General features: G+C 32.3%; 17 protein-coding genes. 14 read left to right on the top strand and 3 right to left on the bottom strand.

The annotated features are described in order from the left end of the window. Nucleotides 1-224: 224 nt before the first annotated feature. Nucleotides 225-1,235 carry a S1C family serine protease gene (locus DK441_RS03100; protein WP_109097434.1) on the bottom strand — a complete coding sequence of 337 codons (1,011 nt, stop codon included), beginning with the start codon at nt 1,233-1,235 and terminating at the stop codon, nt 225-227. 167 nt (nt 1,236-1,402) lie between these two features. After that, nucleotides 1,403-2,455, bottom strand: coding sequence for an adenylate/guanylate cyclase domain-containing protein (locus DK441_RS03095; RefSeq protein ID WP_109097433.1), 1,053 nt, complete (start codon nt 2,453-2,455; stop codon nt 1,403-1,405). A 206-nt stretch (nt 2,456-2,661) separates the two neighbouring features. Between DK441_RS03095 and DK441_RS03090 the strand changes: the two genes are divergently transcribed. The 14 genes from DK441_RS03090 to DK441_RS03030 all read left to right on the top strand — a co-directional run bounded on the left by DK441_RS03090 (nt 2,662) and on the right by DK441_RS03030 (nt 16,173). Next, nucleotides 2,662-3,315 (top strand): DUF6515 family protein, encoded by a 654-nt coding sequence (locus tag DK441_RS03090; protein WP_109097432.1) that lies wholly within the window; start codon nt 2,662-2,664, stop codon nt 3,313-3,315. 27 nt (nt 3,316-3,342) lie between these two features. Next, nucleotides 3,343-4,077 carry a hypothetical protein gene (locus DK441_RS03085; RefSeq protein WP_109097431.1) on the top strand — a complete coding sequence of 245 codons (735 nt, stop codon included), beginning with the start codon at nt 3,343-3,345 and terminating at the stop codon, nt 4,075-4,077. 340 nt (nt 4,078-4,417) lie between these two features. After that, nucleotides 4,418-4,642 carry a hypothetical protein gene (locus tag DK441_RS03080; RefSeq protein ID WP_109097430.1) on the top strand — a complete coding sequence of 75 codons (225 nt, stop codon included), beginning with the start codon at nt 4,418-4,420 and terminating at the stop codon, nt 4,640-4,642. A gap of 263 nt (nt 4,643-4,905) precedes the next feature. Next, complete coding sequence (locus DK441_RS03075) at nt 4,906-5,094, top strand: hypothetical protein (RefSeq protein WP_109097429.1); 189 nt, start codon at nt 4,906-4,908, stop codon at nt 5,092-5,094. Between the two features lie 44 nt (nt 5,095-5,138). Further along, on the top strand, nt 5,139-5,276 hold the full coding sequence (locus DK441_RS26425) for a hypothetical protein (protein ID WP_160111936.1): 138 nt from the start codon (nt 5,139-5,141) through the stop codon (nt 5,274-5,276). Nucleotides 5,277-5,304: 28 nt separating this feature from the next. Continuing rightward, nucleotides 5,305-5,961, top strand: coding sequence for a hypothetical protein (locus DK441_RS03070; RefSeq protein ID WP_109097428.1), 657 nt, complete (start codon nt 5,305-5,307; stop codon nt 5,959-5,961). Nucleotides 5,962-5,983: 22 nt separating this feature from the next. Then, nucleotides 5,984-6,295, top strand: coding sequence for a hypothetical protein (locus DK441_RS03065; protein ID WP_109097427.1), 312 nt, complete (start codon nt 5,984-5,986; stop codon nt 6,293-6,295). A 99-nt stretch (nt 6,296-6,394) separates the two neighbouring features. Then, nucleotides 6,395-7,501 (top strand): sensor histidine kinase, encoded by a 1,107-nt coding sequence (locus tag DK441_RS03060; RefSeq protein WP_109097426.1) that lies wholly within the window; start codon nt 6,395-6,397, stop codon nt 7,499-7,501. A 5-nt stretch (nt 7,502-7,506) separates the two neighbouring features. Then, complete coding sequence (locus DK441_RS03055) at nt 7,507-8,268, top strand: LytTR family DNA-binding domain-containing protein (RefSeq protein WP_109097425.1); 762 nt, start codon at nt 7,507-7,509, stop codon at nt 8,266-8,268. A gap of 155 nt (nt 8,269-8,423) precedes the next feature. Beyond that, the gene (locus DK441_RS03050) at nt 8,424-8,828 is read left to right on the top strand and encodes a hypothetical protein (protein WP_160111935.1); all 405 of its coding nucleotides are present in this window, start codon (nt 8,424-8,426) and stop codon (nt 8,826-8,828) included. 62 nt (nt 8,829-8,890) lie between these two features. Continuing rightward, nucleotides 8,891-11,233 (top strand): TolC family protein, encoded by a 2,343-nt coding sequence (locus DK441_RS03045; protein WP_109097423.1) that lies wholly within the window; start codon nt 8,891-8,893, stop codon nt 11,231-11,233. Nucleotides 11,234-11,268: 35 nt separating this feature from the next. Continuing rightward, entirely contained in the window at nt 11,269-12,360 is a 1,092-nt protein-coding gene (locus DK441_RS03040) for an efflux RND transporter periplasmic adaptor subunit (RefSeq protein ID WP_109097422.1), read from the top strand. Between the two features lie 21 nt (nt 12,361-12,381). Next, nucleotides 12,382-15,492 (top strand): efflux RND transporter permease subunit, encoded by a 3,111-nt coding sequence (locus tag DK441_RS03035; RefSeq protein WP_109097421.1) that lies wholly within the window; start codon nt 12,382-12,384, stop codon nt 15,490-15,492. A 3-nt stretch (nt 15,493-15,495) separates the two neighbouring features. After that, entirely contained in the window at nt 15,496-16,173 is a 678-nt protein-coding gene (locus DK441_RS03030; protein WP_109097420.1) for a potassium channel family protein, read from the top strand. 13 nt (nt 16,174-16,186) lie between these two features. Here the strand turns inward: DK441_RS03030 and DK441_RS03025 are convergent, their stop codons facing one another. Then, on the bottom strand, nt 16,187-17,449 hold the full coding sequence (locus tag DK441_RS03025) for an FAD/NAD(P)-binding oxidoreductase (protein ID WP_109097419.1): 1,263 nt from the start codon (nt 17,447-17,449) through the stop codon (nt 16,187-16,189). Between the last annotated feature and the right edge of the window lie 37 nt (nt 17,450-17,486).

Here is a 17,486-nt window from a genome sequence, read left to right as displayed (position 1 = left end):
TAGCGAATTAACTAAATAAGGAGGCTTTATAACATCTTAAACGACTGAAGAGTTGTTTAATGTTTCGAAGACTCCCAGTGCCTTATTGAACTAAGTATATGGAGCTTCGAGCTATGACTATAATAAGAGAACTTACTTAGTTGATCAGAGTAATGTAGTTAAAATATTTTGTATCAAAAAGATCTTTCTATTTCTCCAATAAACTATTTTTGATAGATGGATAGTTACCTTTTTAATTCCATAATCTTTCCGTTTCGTAATATTTTTAGTGTAAAAGAACTATCGGGCTTTAGATTTTTGGCAAACTCTCCAAGCTTAACCAAGGCTTCATCGGTAAGGTCAAATTCAATAGTATTGAATGCCAAAATAATATCTCCACCAATAATTAATTTTTGACCGTCTATACTAACTTCAGTGTCACCACCTTGCAATCCCATTTTGTATAAGATAGATCCATACACAACCCGTTGTACCAGTAATCCACTATTTTGAGGAACATTTAGTAATCGTTTTGTTTTTCCTGTCAAAGGTTGTGCATCTAAACCTAACCAGGGAGCTCTGTTATTCATCATCAGGTTTTTGGTAATGTTGGCGGTGGATGCAAATCCAATACCTTCGAAACCTCCAGATTTGGTTAGTATCTGACTTACAACACCAATAACTTCTCCTTTCATATTAAACATAGGACCGCCAGAATTACCTGTGTTAATAGCAGCATCAGTTTGAATAAATTCTGTATTTGTAAAAGGATTGGTTCCTAATTTATTTTTAATAATCCCGCTAATATACCCCGAAGAAAGAGAATGACTGTATCCGAAAGGGGCTCCTACGATAAATACCTGTTCTCCTACTTTTATTTGATCAGAATCTCCAAAACCAACCGTAATGGCGTTTTGTTTAGGTATATCTAATCTAATTAATGCCACATCTGCAGATTTGAATGTAGAGATCACCTTTGCAGATCTAATTTCGCCATCCAAAAATCGAACTCGTAATTGTTCTGCAGCATCAACCACATGTGCCGCAGTGATGATATCAGTTTCAGAAATCATAAAGCCAGAACCTAATCCCTCAGAAGTAACAGTTTTGGTGATACTACCGATTGATTCTAATTTTGCTTCTTGAGTAAAAATGACAACTACGGCGGGGTTTACTTTTTCATATAGTTTAGATAAATCTTGTGCAGTACTTATGATTGTAAAGAAAAATAGAATGGTGGTTATAAGAGGTTTCATAATATTGTTTTATAAGTAAATATAATAAAAATGAAGGGGCAAAGATAGCAACCAAAACTATAAATCTTCCATAAAAATATTTGTAAAAGAACTAGTGATACTAATGATCAATGATAGGATTATAAGATCTAAATGATAATACCAATTATACTTTGAAATTACTTGTTTTACTTTTTTGATACACTAAAAATAGAAGTCGAATTCTCTTTACCTCTTAATGTCGTTTCTCTTACTTTTTCATATTTGTAATTCGGTGCTTGATGTAGATGTTCATAAATAGCACCAGAGACTAAGATTGCTTTATCAAAAACTTTGCATTGCTCCTGGATTCTGGCAGCAATATTTAGCGTATCCCCATGATATGCTATTTCCCTTTTTAATGAACCAACTTCGACTACGGTTACCATACCAAGATCCATTCCTGCTTTAAAAAAAGGAATGCAGCCATAAGTAGAATGATAGTAATCAGATCTTATTTTTAATTGATTAGTAAATGCAAAGAAAGCATCCAGGCAGTAATTAATAGAATGATTCTTTTTTACTTTCCAAGTTAAGACAACCTCATCACCTACATATTGATACACTTCGGCTTCATACTTTTCGATAACTGATAAATCAAAAAAACAATCTTGTATAAATCTACTGTATTTTATGTGCCCTAATTTTTCGGCAATAGATGTAGATGATTTTAGATCCAGAAACATAAAAACCCTAAACTCTTCTCGTGGTTTATGGAATTTACCAGTAACTAATTTTAGTAGATTTCCATTTCCTAATATTGTATTGATCTGTATAGTAATTACAATAATACTATTGGTTAATATTGAGTAAAATAAATTAATAATGATAAGAGGGTTTTTTAAAAAATCAATGAATAATAGATTAGGATCCAACCCAGTTATTCTTAAAGATATATATACCAATAAATAGATAACCAACATTATTAGAATATGAATAATCAAAGTTCTAAAAAGTATCCCGCGAAAAGATATCTTTTTTCTAAAAGAACGCTCATTAATATATTGTACACTACCAAAAGTGACTCCTGCAAATAATGAAATAAATAATAGTACAGGAAGTATTGTTAATATAGGAAACTCAATATCTAATAATCTAAGATGGGACTTAATACTAAATCCTCTTATGATTTCCCAAATAAGTGAAGAAATAATCCATCCTAATGTAAATGTAGAAACTGTGCTTAGCCATTTAGGATTCATTCATATACTATTTTGATAATACCACGAAAATACAAAAACATAAAGTATAATTTCTAGAGCTCTAAAAGTTCACTTCTAGATTAGTTCGCTTCACCTTCAAATTTATCTGTTTCAATATATAATCGGTATAAAACCGTATGGATTGCAAATACATTTGTACAAAGAAATCCAAGAGATTTAGATTATTAACTATAAAAACAAACCATATGAAAACTATATACCGAATTACAGGAATTATTTTGATCCTTGTTTCATTTCTCGGTACAGATACGATTCAGGCACAAAGAAATGAAGGTAAAAGAAGTAGAGGAACTAATACACATCGTAATTATGAAACCAAGGGGTCTGTAGGAACTAATCATTACAGAGGGGGTCGATACAGAACACAACCTATTCACAGGAATCCACATTACAGATATCCAAGACACCATAGAGTTATCAGAACATTACCAAGACATCATGTACGTGTTGTATATCGTGGTTTACCATATTTCTATTATGCAGGAATCTATTATACAATCTATAATGATGCATATACAACAGTATTACCTCCGGTTGGATTTAGAATCACCGTTTTGCCAGTGGGATATACACAAGTAATCGTGGGTCCATCGATATATTACTACCATTCTGGAGTATACTATGTAAATACTAACGAATCTTCTTCTGATGAACAAAAATACGAAGTTACACAACCTCCTGTAGGAACAGTTTTGATAACTATTCATGAAGATGCAGAAGAAGTAGTAATCGATGGTAAAATATTCTATGACTACAATAATATATTATATAAAAGAGTATCCACTTTTGATGGTAATACTGCCTATGAAGTAGTTCATGTACATAAAGAAAATAAATAAACACAACTTTTAAATCTTATAAAACCGATGAAAACAATTAACAACCTGATAATAGTTCTATTACTAGTAAGTGGTAGTGTCAATGCACAAAATGTAAAAGAAGCTATCCAAAACACGAAGCAAATTGCTGAAGGGAAAAGGAACCTGGAAAGAGATATTAAAGAATTGGGAGCTTTACAACTAAAAATAATAGCATTTAAAAAAGCTTTTGATACCCATGATCCTTCAAAAACTAATATGCTGAAACAGGATATTATTACCGATATGATAAGAGAAGTAAAACAGAGTGAGGCCAAAGCAAAACAAGCTAGAATAGAGATTGCTCAAAGCTCGGCAGAAATTAGATCAGACAGAAGAGAGATTAGAAAAGATAGGGATGACAGCAATAGAGGTAGATATGATCGACGTGATGATCAAAGAGATATGGCACGAGATCAAGCTAATAAACGAGACGATAAAAGAGATAGGAGAGATGATATTCGAGATTTTAAAGCGCAAATTGCGCGAGCAGAACACCAAGCATTAATACTTAAAAAGCTGAAAATATTTAATTTTTCATTTGATCCCGAAATGATAGAGAAATCAATTGCAAATAAAAAACTAATTCAAGAATTTGTACAATCTCTTAATGAAGATATTATAGCCACAAAAAGAGAACTGGCAGAAGATAATCGTGAAAGACACGAAGATAGAAGAGAACGACATGATGATAGAAACGAGCGTAATGAATATGATTTTAGTAAGAAAAGACGATTGAGGTAAGGTGTTTATATATAGTTTTTTTATTAAAAAAACCCTTTGTTGATTTAGACAAGGGGCTTTTTGTATGGCATGTATTATATACTGATATAATATCTATATTTTTTAATTCTATTATCATTCGATGATCTCTTAACCATATTTAGGTTAAAAAAGTAGTTTTTGATCACAAATAGAAACCATAGGTTTTAAATAGTTCTCTTTTTCATAAATACTTCAAGTTGAGATATAGATGTTTCATTCTTAATTTTGGTTACTTCATTCATAAACAGTGAGTAAAGACTTGAAATAGATACTAGTTTTGATCCTATAATCAGAAATGATAATCTAAAACTTAGAAAATATGAGAACAATAAGCGCATACATTATAACCGGTATTTTGATAAGCTTTTTTTTAAGAACAAGTATAAAAGATGATTTAGAAATGTATACTCATTTTGAAGTAACAACTGATGCATATGAAGAGATAGTAAATGATACGAATAATGAAATTTATGCAGAACCAAATATAGATATCCAAATATCATTAATTGCTAATGAAAGTGATTTTAAAACCGATGAGTTGTAGAAAGAATATTACTTATAAAAAAGATCCTTAACTGCCAGTTAAGGATCTTTTTTATTGGGTTGACATGATGAAATCATATGGTAAAAAGAAACGCAATAACCTTGTCTTCAATTTAAAAACACCTCACTGTACTATTGGGTTATTTCACTTTCGATTTTGGATGCTTCACCTAAAAAGTCAATAATTCTGCTCTGATCCCGAGGTACATTTGTATAAGAAAATAAAGAAAAACTCTAATTATAAACAAAATAAAAAAGATAATCATGGAGACAACAAATTTAAGAGTAGTATACAATCATAGAAGTGGATATACAGCAAACACAATAACAAATAAGAATAGAACCATTCATTTTTTGATTGTACTTGCCAAGAGATATAAAGTATGGGTAAAGAGTATGTATGATACACTAGAAGAATATGGTACTGCTGCAGGTATGGCAATTAGAAATTAAACAAACCAGAGAAAGATTAATAATAGAATAATAAAATATAAAAGATGAAAACAATACAATCAATTTTAGGAAGCATTTCAAAAAAGATTTGGAATAGCATTTTACAAAATGAAGGGTATAAAAATCATAAAGATTTTATCTCCAGCTATGAGAATGATGAAAGCACCTTTTTATTCATTTAATAAAATAGAAACATAAAATTTAGAAATCATGAAAACAATTAATAAAATATTAGGCATCACCATGGGAATGACACTCTTATTTAGTTGTTCTGCTGTAAAAGTTACAGATTCTTGGAAAGATGTAAAAACACCAAGTATCAAGGAAAAAAATATCATGGTAGTTAGTAAAACAGATAATGAGGTAGCAAGAACAAGATTTGAAAAAGACATGGTATTAACTCTTAATCATAAAGGGTATCAATCTGTAGAAAGCTTTGTAGTTTTTCCTGGATCAATATCTACAAATGAGATGAGCGAGGATGAGATAAAAGAAATAAAAGAAAAACTAAAGAAAAGTGGAATAGATGTGGTAATAATGACCGTATTAAAGGATTGCCAGGAATATACAGAAACCATCACAACAGGCACTACATATCAGCTAAATACTTACCCCACATTTTATAGACGAGGATATTACGGAGGGTTCTATAGATACTATGGTACTGTATATATACAATCAGATCCAATTACAACAGTGACCTCATTAGGGAAAAAGTATATACTAGAAACAGTGGTATACGACCTTTCTCTGCCCGAAGAAAAACAATTGCTTTCTGTGATTACCACAGTCTTGGATAACCCAGAAACCTTGAGTACCACATCCAAAGATTTTTCTAAAAAAATAGTAAAAGAACTTATTCAATAGGTAATAATTAAAAATAATAGATATGAAAGTATCCAATATAATAATAGCAACCATGCTTATAGGAGGGTTAATTGTATTAACCTCTGGAAAAGAAAAAGTAGAAAACGATACATCTTTTAGCAAAGAGATTGAAACAGAAACTATTCTTGAAGAGGAATTAAACAAGGAAATCGACGAATTGGTAAAAAAAGAGCTAGAACCTGTGATGAGTTTTGAAGATGTATTTGAAACAACCAAAGAAAAGCTAATAGAACCCATTGATATACACGATGTAAAGGAGGAAGAAGTGATTGTGTATGATGTAAGTGAAGGCATATATACCTCAGGATCTTGATCCGTATAGTAGTTAATCACCCCAGACCTTCACTTCGTTTGAAGAAGTCTCTAACCCCCATACAGAGGCTTCTTCTTTAATTATTGAGAACTAAATATTATGTTTCAGAAATTAGAATATTCTTTCAGCTTAATTTTCCGTAAATTTAAGAATCAAAAATTAGGAACTTTACTATTTATCTTGGGCTTAAAAAAGGTTAAATACACTGTAATTTTAAAGATAGCACTGCTTGTCTCTGTACTTGTTAACCTACCAAGGACGTTGTCATTATTTGAGTTGACAGATAAATTAATAGAATCGTTTACCGAGGTATCTATAAAAGACATTATCATACGTGTACTTTTTATTTTTATACTTTCGTTTTTAATACTTCAATTAAATGCCAATTGGAAAAATAAGTATGCAGCGTATTCTATTATATTAAGAAGTAGTATATCTATAGTTCTTAATGCGGTCGTTTTTTTAGGGGTTGTTCAATTGTTTATTACTGTATATCCTTTATTTGTAAGAGAATCACTGTCTGAACCCGAGAAAGGATTGATCTATTTTATTTATTTTGTTGTTTTATTAATAACTCTTTTTATAGCCAGAATTCTTAGATATCAGATTCTTCATCAAGAAGATCTTTTAGAAAATGAAAGACTAAAACAACAAAACCTTCAAAAGGAATTAACAGCATTAAAAAATCAAATCAACCCTCATTTTCTTTTTAACTCTTTAAATTCTTTAAACTCAATTATTCGTGATAATAAAGAGGCTACTACTTTTGTAAACAAGTTATCTTTTATGTACCGATATATTTTGCAAAGTGGGGACAAAGATTTGGTTTCCTTAAAAGAAGAACTTAAATTTTTAAAGAGCTATGTTCATTTGATAAAGACTAGATATAGAGATCGATTTATGATTGATATAGCTATAGATGATAGGTGTTTGCAACAAGAAGTACCTCCATTAGCGCTACAGTTATTGGTAGAAAATGCAGTAAAACATAATGAAATTTCAGAAGATAATCCTTTGCAAGTCAAAGTTTTTTCTGAAGGAGAAGTAATTTGTGTCGAAAATATAATAAGGCCAAGAACCTCTTTTGTAGATAGTACTGGTAATGGGCTAATGAATTTGGATAAACGATATTTTTTGCTAAAAAAACAACACATTAGTATTAGTAATGCTAATAATACATTTAGAGTAACACTACCTTTAAGTTAAACCATATGAAAGTAGTACTAGTAGAAGACGAAATAGCAGCAAGTGATAACCTTACATTTTTACTAAACTCTATCAATCCTGATATTGAGATATTGAAAGTTTTAGATTCTGTAAAATCTGCAATCGAGTATTTTTCTGATCCTAACCAGGCAGAACTAGTTTTTATGGATATTCACTTGGCAGACGGAATTTCTTTTGAAATTTTTGATGAAGTAGATATAAAAACACCAATCATTTTTACAACAGCTTATGATCAATATGCTATCAAAGCATTTAAAGTAAATAGCATAGATTACTTGCTTAAGCCTATAGATGAGGATGAATTGGCAGAAGCTTTGAAAAAATTTAAAAGTAAATCCAGAGAAGATGGTTCTATGAATGCCCAAATGAGCGGAATGTTACAACTGCTTCAAGCAAAAACAAAATCGTATAAAACTACATATTTGGTACATCAAAGAGATGAATTAATACCTGTTAATACCGAAGGGATAGCCTATTTTTATATCGATACAGGAGTAGTTAAAGCAGTCACTACCGAAAATAAAATGTATAGTATAGACAAGAAACTTGAGGATATAGAAGAGGAATTAAACCCTGAAAATTTTAATAGAGTTAATCGTCAATTTATAATTCAAAAAAATGCAATCTCTAATATTAAACATTATTTCAACGGTAAGTTGATTGTAAATATAAACCCGGTATCAAAAGAACGCATAGTAGTAAGTAAAGCAAAAGCAACAGAGTTTAAGAAATGGGTAAACTCATAAGTTTTATCTTAACTACTTTACAAAGGATAAAATCAGGGAATCTTTTAAAACTAAAACATTGTTTTATTCACTAGAATAACCCTTAAAAAAACCTAAATTTATAAATCTGAAATCTTTTCTCAGAGAATATAACACTAACCAATAAAACACAAATCATGAGAATTACCATCACAGCAATACTTTTATTAATGTTTATATCTGTATCTGCGCAGGTACAAGAAGAAGAAAAAAAAGCAAAAGAAAAGGTAGAAATATTTACCTCGGGTGAAAAAGATAACTTACAATTTTTCTTTAAAGAACAAGTAGATAAAATGAAGCTTTCTGAAGATTTAAGAGATGATTATTATGGTATTATCTTGTATTACTCTAATAAAATGGGGCGCATAGGAAATAAAGATAAAGGATATACTGAAGCAGAGAAAAAAACAAAACTTGATGCTATGGTAATCCAGCTAAATGATGAGGCTAAAGAAATCCTAACCAAAGAGCAATACCAAATACATAAAGAAAGCTTCGGTAAAATCGTAACTAGTGTATATAACAGAAAAGGTTGGAAATAAGAATAAACTGAGCTTGTGAATATGAGCTCACATCAATTATAATTACACATCATCTTATTTATATGAAAAAACTAAAGTTAGTATTTCTACTTGTTTTCATAAACATATTGGGGTATTCACAAACTTCGAAAACAGTATCTATAGGTATTCTTGCCGATAAATCGTCAGAAGAGACCCAACCTTTATTAGCAAAATTACAGAATGAAATTAAATCAGTAGTGGGGCGTGATGCAACTGTTGTTTTCAAAGAGGTGTTAGAAAATGGATTTAATGTTGCTACAGCAAAAACAAACTATCAAACACTCCTGAATACTGATACCGATATTATTCTGGCTTTTGGAGTTGTTAATACTATTGTGCTGTATCAGGAAAAAAACTATCCAAAACCTACCATTGTTTTTGGATCTGTAAATGGTGATTTTTATGACTTACCCGAAGGGCAGCAAACTTCTGAAATCGATAATATTACCTATCTCATTACTCCTTTTTCGTATACTAAAGATCTGGATGTCTTTAAATCACTATATGACTATAAAAAAGTAGGTATTGTAATCGATGAGGTGATTACAGATGTATTACCTGTTAAAACATTGTTTGATGATTATTTTTCTAAAAAGGAATCTTCTTACACATTAATTCCGCTTAAAGATAAGGGAAATATTGAAGCAGATTTAGATGGTGTAGATGCTGTATATATAGCAGCTGGGTTTTATTTAAGTGATAGTGAGTTTTCTAAGCTGGTTACTACTATTAATTCAAAAAAAATACCATCATTTTCTGCTTATAGCAAAGAAGATGTAGAGAAAGGAGTTCTAGCCTCTAACCAACCAGAAACAAATATAGATCAGTTTTTTAGACGTATTGCTCTTAATGTAGAAGCAATAGTTAATGGTACAAACCCATCTAAACTACCGATGTATGTAGAGTACAAAAATAAACTTTCGATAAATACCAATACAGCAAAACAGATTGGATTTCCATTGCGTTATAGCCTTATAGCAAAAGCAGATTTTATTGGAGAAGAGAACGGAACAACATCAGATATTTCCTATTCTATTCTTGATATCATGAATGGGGTGGTAGAGAAAAACCTTTCACTTGATGCAGAACGAAAAAATATAGAGTTGAGTTCGCAAGATGTGAAAACGGCAAAAAGCAGCTATTTACCAAATGTAACAGCCAATGCTACTGGTGTATATCTCGATCCTAAAGTAGCAGAGATTTCTAATGGTTCGAACCCAGAGTTTTCGACTTCAGGAAATATAGCTCTAGAGCAAGTGATTTATTCTGAAAGTGCAGGAGCCAATATTACGATTCAGGAAAATTTGCAAAAAGCACAACAAGAAACCTATAATGCAGCCGAATTAGACGCCATCCTTAATGCTGCTGTAGCATATTTTAATGCCTTAATCCTGAAAACTAATTTACAGATTCAGAATCAAAACCTGCAAGTAACCAAAAAGAATCTGGAGCTTGCAGATCAAAACTTTACGGCAGGTGAGTCAGGAAAATCAGATGTGTTACGTTTTAGAAGTCAGTTAGCACAAAATACTCAGAGTTTGATTGATGCAGGTAATCAAATGCAACAGGCATTTAATGCCATAAACCAATTAATGAATAATTCTATTTCAACAGAAATTGACATTGATGATGCAGAAATTTCAGAAGGGTTATTTAAGAATTATAAGTATGAAGACTTTTTAGAGATTCTTGATGATCCAAAACTAAGGCCTGCATTGATCGACTTTTTGGTTGAAGAAGCTAAGAGAAATGCTCCCGAATTAAAAAATATCAATTATAATGTTGAAGCTACCCAAAGAAACTATAGGTTAAATAATACAGGACGATTTATTCCTACGGTAGCATTGCAAGGTAAATATAGCCTTGCTATTTCAGAATCAGGGAAGGGTTCTACAGTACCTGTAGGAATCCCTACTGTACCAGACGGTACATACAATGTAGGGGTAAATGTATCACTACCTATTTTTAAGCAAAACCAACGAAATATCAATAGGCAAACTGCAAGAATTCAGGAAGATCAGTTACTGATACAAAAAGGGAATGTGGAGTTGACTATTGAAAAAAACGTAAATGATATTTTATTAGATATGATCAATCAAATTGCCAATATCGAAATATCCAAGGTTTCAGAAGAAGCTGCAAGAGAGAGCCTGGATCTCACGCAAAATGCATATGCAGAAGGAGCTGTACCACTTATTCAGTTGATTGACGCACAAACCAATTACTTACAAACACAATTAGCTAGTGCAACAGCTAATTACAATTATTTATTAACTTCTATGCAGTTAGAAAGAGCTATTGGTTATTTTTTTCTAATGAATACAGAGGCGAGTAATCAGGATTTTATTCGAAGAATTAATGAATTTATATTAAGTAGGGAATAACTATAAAACGATAACTGACTAATACACCATCAAGTATGAAACTCACTAAATACATAATACTAGCAGTACTTACATCTCTGATGTTAAATGCCTGCAAAGATAAAGAAGTCGTAAAAGAAGAAATACTGCGCCCTGTACAATTTCAAGTTGTAGGTAGTTCTGATGCCCAGAAAATCAGAACTTTTAGTGGTATTGCCAAAGCAGGTGATGAGATCGAATTAAGTTTTAGGAGTAATGGGATAATTACAGCACTAAATATCAAAGTTGGGCAGAAGGTAAATAAAGGAGATCTTATTGCGAAACTAGACAATGTACAGGCTAACCTGGCATATGAACAATCGGTTTCTGCACTAAACAGTGCGAAGTCTGCAATGAATACCGCAAAATCTAGTTTAGACCGTATCAAGTCTTTGTATGAAAAAGGAAGTAATTCTTTGAGTGATTATGAAGCAGCAAAAAATTCATATCAAAACGCATTGGATCAATACGAGTCTGCAAAACGTAATAAAAGCATACAGCAATCACAGATTAGTTACGGATATATCAAAGCCCCGAAAGCAGGTATTATTGCAGCAAAGAATAGTCAACTTAATGAAAATGTAAGTGCTGGACAGGTAATCGCAATACTAAATGCGGGGGATCAAACTAATATTGAGGTTGGATTACCCGAAAATGTGATTAATAAAGTGCAATTAGGAATGAACCCGGAGATTTCTTTCTCTGCTCTAACAGGGAAAATTTTTAGAGGCACTATTATCGAAATTTCACCTATTGTAAATGAGGACTCTGCAACATATCCTGTAAAAATAGATATTGCCGATGCAACAGAAGATATTAAACCTGGGATGACAGCAAATGTGACTTTTAATTTTGTAGATCCTCAAAGCAAAAATGATGCGGCGCTGGTTATTCCTGTAAAATCTGTTGGTGAAGATGGCGACGGTAATTTTGTATTTCTTATTGAATCTGAAGACGGAACCACAGGAATAGCAAAGAAACATCGTATAGAAATAGGAGAACTTACAACAAGTGGTTTTAAAATCAAAAGCGGACTTACTGAAGGGCAAAAAATTGCTACAGCAGGACTACAAACCTTGTTGGATGGTCAAAAAGTAAAATTACAATAATCGATATCAAAAGAATCAACTATGAATTTTGCTAAATTTTCTATAGAGAAAAACCGGGTTGCGTTAAGTATTCTTGCGGTAGTAATGATTATGGGGATGGTATTTTATGCCTCTCTTTCTCGGGATAGTATGCCTCCTTATACCATACGTATTGCTTCTATTGTTTCTTCATTTCCCGGGGCAAGCCCAGAGCGGGTAGAAGAATTGGTAACCGATAAAATTGAAAAAATAGCACAAGAACTTCCAGAACTAAAAAAGGTGACAAGTACTTCTCGTACTGGATTGTCGGTAGTGAATGTAGAATTAAAAATGGAAGTTACTCCAGAAGAGCTACAACCTGTTTGGGATAGACTGCGTCGAAAATTAAATGCTATTCAGGGGTTACCCAATAATGTAATTCCACAACTTAATGATGATGGAATAGGAGAGGTATTTGGAATTGCGGTTGGGATTACCAGTGATGGATATTCGTATGCAGCAATGAAAGAAAAAGCAGACGATCTTCGTGATGATTTGATTAAACTCGAAGATGCTGCAAAAGTAGAAATTAATGGAGCCCAGGAAGAACGCGTTTTTGTGAAATTTGACAATGCAAAACTTAAAGCATATGGGCTAACCTCAAACAGTTTGCAAGGAATTATAAGTAGCACTAATATTTTAAATTCTGGAGGAGAAGTTAATATCGAAGAAGAGCGTATCATATTAGAACCCACGGGTAATTTTAATGCTATTGCAGATATTAGAAATATGTTGATTCCTATTGGTCAAAATGGCCAGGTAGTTACTTTAGGAGATATTACGACTATAGAAAAAGGATATATCAATCCTCCAAAACAAAAAGTAAGAATTAATGGTAAAGATGCCATTTCTCTTCATATATCTTTAAAAGAAGGAAGAAATATTATCAAACTAGGAGAAGAAATAGATGTACTGTTGGCCAAATGGCAAGAAAAACTTCCTGTAGGATTAGAAGTAGCCAGATTGGCATCAATTGATGAGTATATTGATCTTAAAATCAATGATTTTCTTGGGAACTTGTTACAATCTATTGCAATAGTACTTGCAGTGATGTTAATCTTTTTAGGGTTTCGTACCGGGATGGTGATTGCCAGTTTGATTCCTATTGTAACCATTACGACTTTAATGGTTATGGGGCTTATCGATGTAGGACTTAATCAAATTACCCTGGCGGCCTTAATTATGGCATTAGGGATGATGGTCGATAATGCTATTGTGGTTGCAGAATCCATTATGGTAAAAATGGAAGACGGTATCGATGTAAAAAAAGCTGCCATTGATTCCTGTGCAGAATTATTTATGCCATTATTAATTTCTACATTAACAACATCGGCGGCATTCCTTGCTTTCTTTATGGCAGAATCTGTAATGGGAGATATTATGGGGCCTATTTTTGTAGTCATTACCATCGCACTATTGTCCTCGTGGATAATTTCCTTAAGCATCATTACTTTATTTTGTGTGTTCTTTCTTAAAATCAAAAAGAGAGAAGATGGAAAAGTTGGGTTTTTGGATAGAATGATCAATAGTTTGAAATCTAAATATAAAGATCTTATTTTATTAGCATTATCCTGGAAAAGATCTGTTTTAATAGGTATAGTAGCCTTATTCTTTTTATCGATCTATGGGTTTACAAAACTAGCATTTGTGTTTTTTCCTGATAGTGATCGTAATATGATTACTATTGATATCAATTTACCTCAAGGAACTAAAATCGAAAGCACAACAGCAACAGTATTGGCAATCGAGAATTATATAACCAAAGAATTAAAAGTAACTTCAGAAAGGCCAAACGGAATCGTTGATTGGTCATCCTATATTGGCGAAGGGCCATCATCCTATGATCTTGGATATAATGCAGATGAACCTAACTCGAATTATGCTCATATTCTGGTAAACACCTCATCTTTTTTAGTGAATTCTGATATGGTAAAACAAATTGACGCATTTTGTTTCGATACCTTTCCTAATGCCGATATTAAAGTAGGGTTTTTAGGATCAGGAGGAGGAGGTACTCCAATTGAAATAAAAGTATCTGGTGATGATCCGGATAAACTCGCTAGTATATCAGAAGAAATAAAAGCCAAACTGTTTAGCATTACAGGAACCAAAAATATCAAGGACGATTGGGGCCCAAAGGGCAAGAAGTTTGTAATTGATATCGATCAAAACAAGGCACAAGCAGCAGGAATTACAAATCAAGATGTGGCTGTATCATTACAAACCGTTTTAGATGGTTTTAGGGCAGGAGAGTTTAGAGAAAAAGATAAATCGATTCCTATAATAATGACCAGTAATCAAGGAAAACAGCAATCACTGGCTTCTTTAGAAACATTAAATATATACGGGCAAAATTCGGGAAAAAGTGTTCCTTTATTACAGGTAGCTAATATTATTCCGCAATGGCAATATTCTAAAATCAAAAGATTAGATCTCACCCGTACTATTAACGTATCTAGTGAATTAACAGAAGATGGAAATGCTTCTGAGATTACTAAAATTATAAAACCCTGGCTTGCTGAGAAACAATCAAAGTGGGGAGAGGAATATACCTATAAACTAGGTGGTGATGCCGAGAATAGTGCCGAGAATATGGGAGCTGTTGCTAATTATTTACCACTATCTGCATTCATTATTGTAATGCTGTTAATTATACAGTTCAATTCTTTTAGAAAAATGACAATGATTGTTACAACAATCCCTTTAGGAGTGATCGGTATGGTGATAGGGTTATTGATATTTGGTGTTCCTTTTGGGTTTATGGCATTCCTGGGTGTAATATCATTGGCTGGGATTGTAATTAATAACGCAATTGTATTGATTGATAGAATAGAGATTGAGGAAAGTGAACTTCATCGAAAACCACAAGATGCTATCATAGCAGCATGTTTACAACGTTTTAGACCAATTTTGCTAGCAACATTTACAACAGTATTAGGGTTGATACCACTATACCTGGGAGGAGGAGAGATGTGGGAACCTATGGCGGTTACCATTATGATAGGATTGCTATTTGGTACAATAATCACATTGTTATTTATTCCTGCGTTTTATAGTGTTTTGTACAAAATAGAGTATAAAGAGTATACTTTTAACGAAGAACTCCTTAAATAAAGTATGATAGAAAAACTATATCCATATCGTTTTGAGATTTTCTTTTTTAGTCAGGTTACAATTCTTTTTGGATCATTAATAGTTCCATCTGCTATATTCGAAAATGTTGTATCTCCCATTTTGTTTTTGATTAACCTTTTAGCTGGTGTTTTACTACTGTCGACAAAGAAAAACCTGATGTGGTTTTTTGTAGTATTACTACTTGTTTCTGGTGTTGTTTTTGGTTCGAGCCTATTCGAAAACAGGAATGAGAAGTTTTTTAATTTTATAAGAATGATCACCTATTTTTTGTTTTATGTGGTAGTTACTTTCGAAATTATAATGCAAGTTTGGAAAGCTGAATTTGTCAATAAAAATGTGATCTTAGGCCTGATAAGTGGTTATGTCTCATTAGGACTTATTGGTTTTTTTATTTGCATAAGTATAGAAATGGCAGATCATGGTTCGTTTAAAGGATTGATGCTTGACAGTTCTAACCGTGGTGAGATGATTACAGAAGAACTAATGTATTACAGTTATATCACGATGTTAACTATTGGTTATGGGGATATAGTTCCGGTAACGAGTTTATCTAAAAAAGCAGCCATACTTATTGGATTAATTGGACAGTTTTATTTAGTGATTGTTACTGCCATTGTTGTAGGGAAATATATCAACCAGTTACACCGTAAAAAGGACTAGTTTATACAGATTGTTATACATCTTTTCCTTTTAACATCTTATTCCAATATAAATACGGTAACATGATTTTTTTGAATATGTATAACCTCCAGTGTTCTTTAGCACTATTAAAGACCAACATTCGTTTTAATTTTGGATCAGGAGTAAAATTACCATCATAATCAAATTCTGCTAATGTCATTTTTCCATACCCTGTAACCAAAGGACAAGAAGAGTACCCGTTATATGCTTTATTATTGGCTTCTTGATGTTTAATTAGTTTAAAAATATTATCAGCTACAACTGGTGCTTGTTTTCGTATGGCAGCACCAGTTTTTGCTGTAGGAAGTGCAGCCACATCTCCTAATCCAAATATGTTGGGATATGTGTTATGCTGTAGTGAATGATGATCTACATCAAGCCAACCAGAATCATTAACCAAAGAAGAAGTTCTTATAAATTTAGGCGCAGCTTGTGGTGGAGCAATGTGTAACATATCAAACGGAAGTTTAATAATATTATCTTCTGTAGAAACCTCACCGATTTTAGCATCTTCATTAATAACACATTTGTTTTCTTCGGGAGCTACATGTCTGAAATAGATAAACTTATTTGCTGCATCTATTTTATGAGGAGCATAGAAAGGTTTGAAATGAATACCATATCTGCCTATAACCTTCATTAAAGTTTCTCGAATAGGCTTTACTCCAAAAATAACAGAACCAGGAGTTGCAAAAACTACGTTTGATGTATGTGCAAGCCTCTTTTTTCTTAAATAATCTGCTGCCAGGTAAGCAATTTTTTGAGGAGCACCTCCACACTTAATAGGAGTTGTTGGTTGTGTAAAAATAGCATTTCCTCCTTTAAAATTTTTAAGAACTTCCCAGGTGTGTTTAGGGTTCGTATAATTACTACAAACAACACCTTTGTCTAATGCTTCCTGAAGACCTTCTATCATCGATGGTTCCATAACTAGCCCAGTTGCAACGACCAGATATTCATATGTTATATTTCCACTTGATTTTGTAGATACAGTATTATTTTCAGGATCAAAAGCAATAGCAAAATCCTTAATCCAATTTACTTTTTTAGGCATTATAGATGCCATGGACTTCGCAGTTTTTTTATAGGAATACGCTCCTGCACCTACCAAAGTCCAGGCGGGTTGATAGTAATGTGTATCAGCGGGTTCTATAATTGCAATATCTAATCGACTATCTTTTTTAAGTAAACGAGCAGCTGTCATAATTCCTGCAGTACCGCCTCCTATAATGAGAATTTGATAATGTGATTTCATTTATGCCTTCTTTGTGTTAGGGTATTAAAAGTACTTT

It is taken from the genome of Aquimarina sp. AU58, from assembly GCF_900312745.1.
GTDB classification, from domain to species: domain Bacteria; phylum Bacteroidota; class Bacteroidia; order Flavobacteriales; family Flavobacteriaceae; genus Aquimarina; species Aquimarina spinulae.
This window is presented reverse-complemented; position numbering and strand designations above follow the sequence as displayed.

Bases quoted from the DNA above. Each gene is read 5' to 3' on its own strand.
- DK441_RS03090 (WP_109097432.1), top strand. From the start codon at position 2,662: ATGAAAACTATATACCGAATTACAGGAATTATTTTGATCCTTGTTTCA.
- DK441_RS03045 (WP_109097423.1), top strand. From the start codon at position 8,891: ATGAAAAAACTAAAGTTAGTATTTCTACTTGTTTTCATAAACATATTG.
- DK441_RS03055 (WP_109097425.1), top strand. From the start codon at position 7,507: ATGAAAGTAGTACTAGTAGAAGACGAAATAGCAGCAAGTGATAACCTT.
- DK441_RS03100 (WP_109097434.1), bottom strand. From the start codon at position 1,235: ATGAAACCTCTTATAACCACCATTCTATTTTTCTTTACAATCATAAGT.
- DK441_RS03025 (WP_109097419.1), bottom strand. From the start codon at position 17,449: ATGAAATCACATTATCAAATTCTCATTATAGGAGGCGGTACTGCAGGA.
- DK441_RS03035 (WP_109097421.1), top strand. From the start codon at position 12,382: ATGAATTTTGCTAAATTTTCTATAGAGAAAAACCGGGTTGCGTTAAGT.
- DK441_RS03030 (WP_109097420.1), top strand. From the start codon at position 15,496: ATGATAGAAAAACTATATCCATATCGTTTTGAGATTTTCTTTTTTAGT.
- DK441_RS03040 (WP_109097422.1), top strand. From the start codon at position 11,269: ATGAAACTCACTAAATACATAATACTAGCAGTACTTACATCTCTGATG.
- DK441_RS03080 (WP_109097430.1), top strand. From the start codon at position 4,418: ATGAGAACAATAAGCGCATACATTATAACCGGTATTTTGATAAGCTTT.
- DK441_RS03060 (WP_109097426.1), top strand. From the start codon at position 6,395: ATGTTTCAGAAATTAGAATATTCTTTCAGCTTAATTTTCCGTAAATTT.
- DK441_RS03050 (WP_160111935.1), top strand. From the start codon at position 8,424: ATGAGAATTACCATCACAGCAATACTTTTATTAATGTTTATATCTGTA.
- DK441_RS03065 (WP_109097427.1), top strand. From the start codon at position 5,984: ATGAAAGTATCCAATATAATAATAGCAACCATGCTTATAGGAGGGTTA.
- DK441_RS03095 (WP_109097433.1), bottom strand. From the start codon at position 2,455: ATGAATCCTAAATGGCTAAGCACAGTTTCTACATTTACATTAGGATGG.
- DK441_RS03075 (WP_109097429.1), top strand. From the start codon at position 4,906: ATGGAGACAACAAATTTAAGAGTAGTATACAATCATAGAAGTGGATAT.
- DK441_RS03070 (WP_109097428.1), top strand. From the start codon at position 5,305: ATGAAAACAATTAATAAAATATTAGGCATCACCATGGGAATGACACTC.
- DK441_RS03085 (WP_109097431.1), top strand. From the start codon at position 3,343: ATGAAAACAATTAACAACCTGATAATAGTTCTATTACTAGTAAGTGGT.
- DK441_RS26425 (WP_160111936.1), top strand. From the start codon at position 5,139: ATGAAAACAATACAATCAATTTTAGGAAGCATTTCAAAAAAGATTTGG.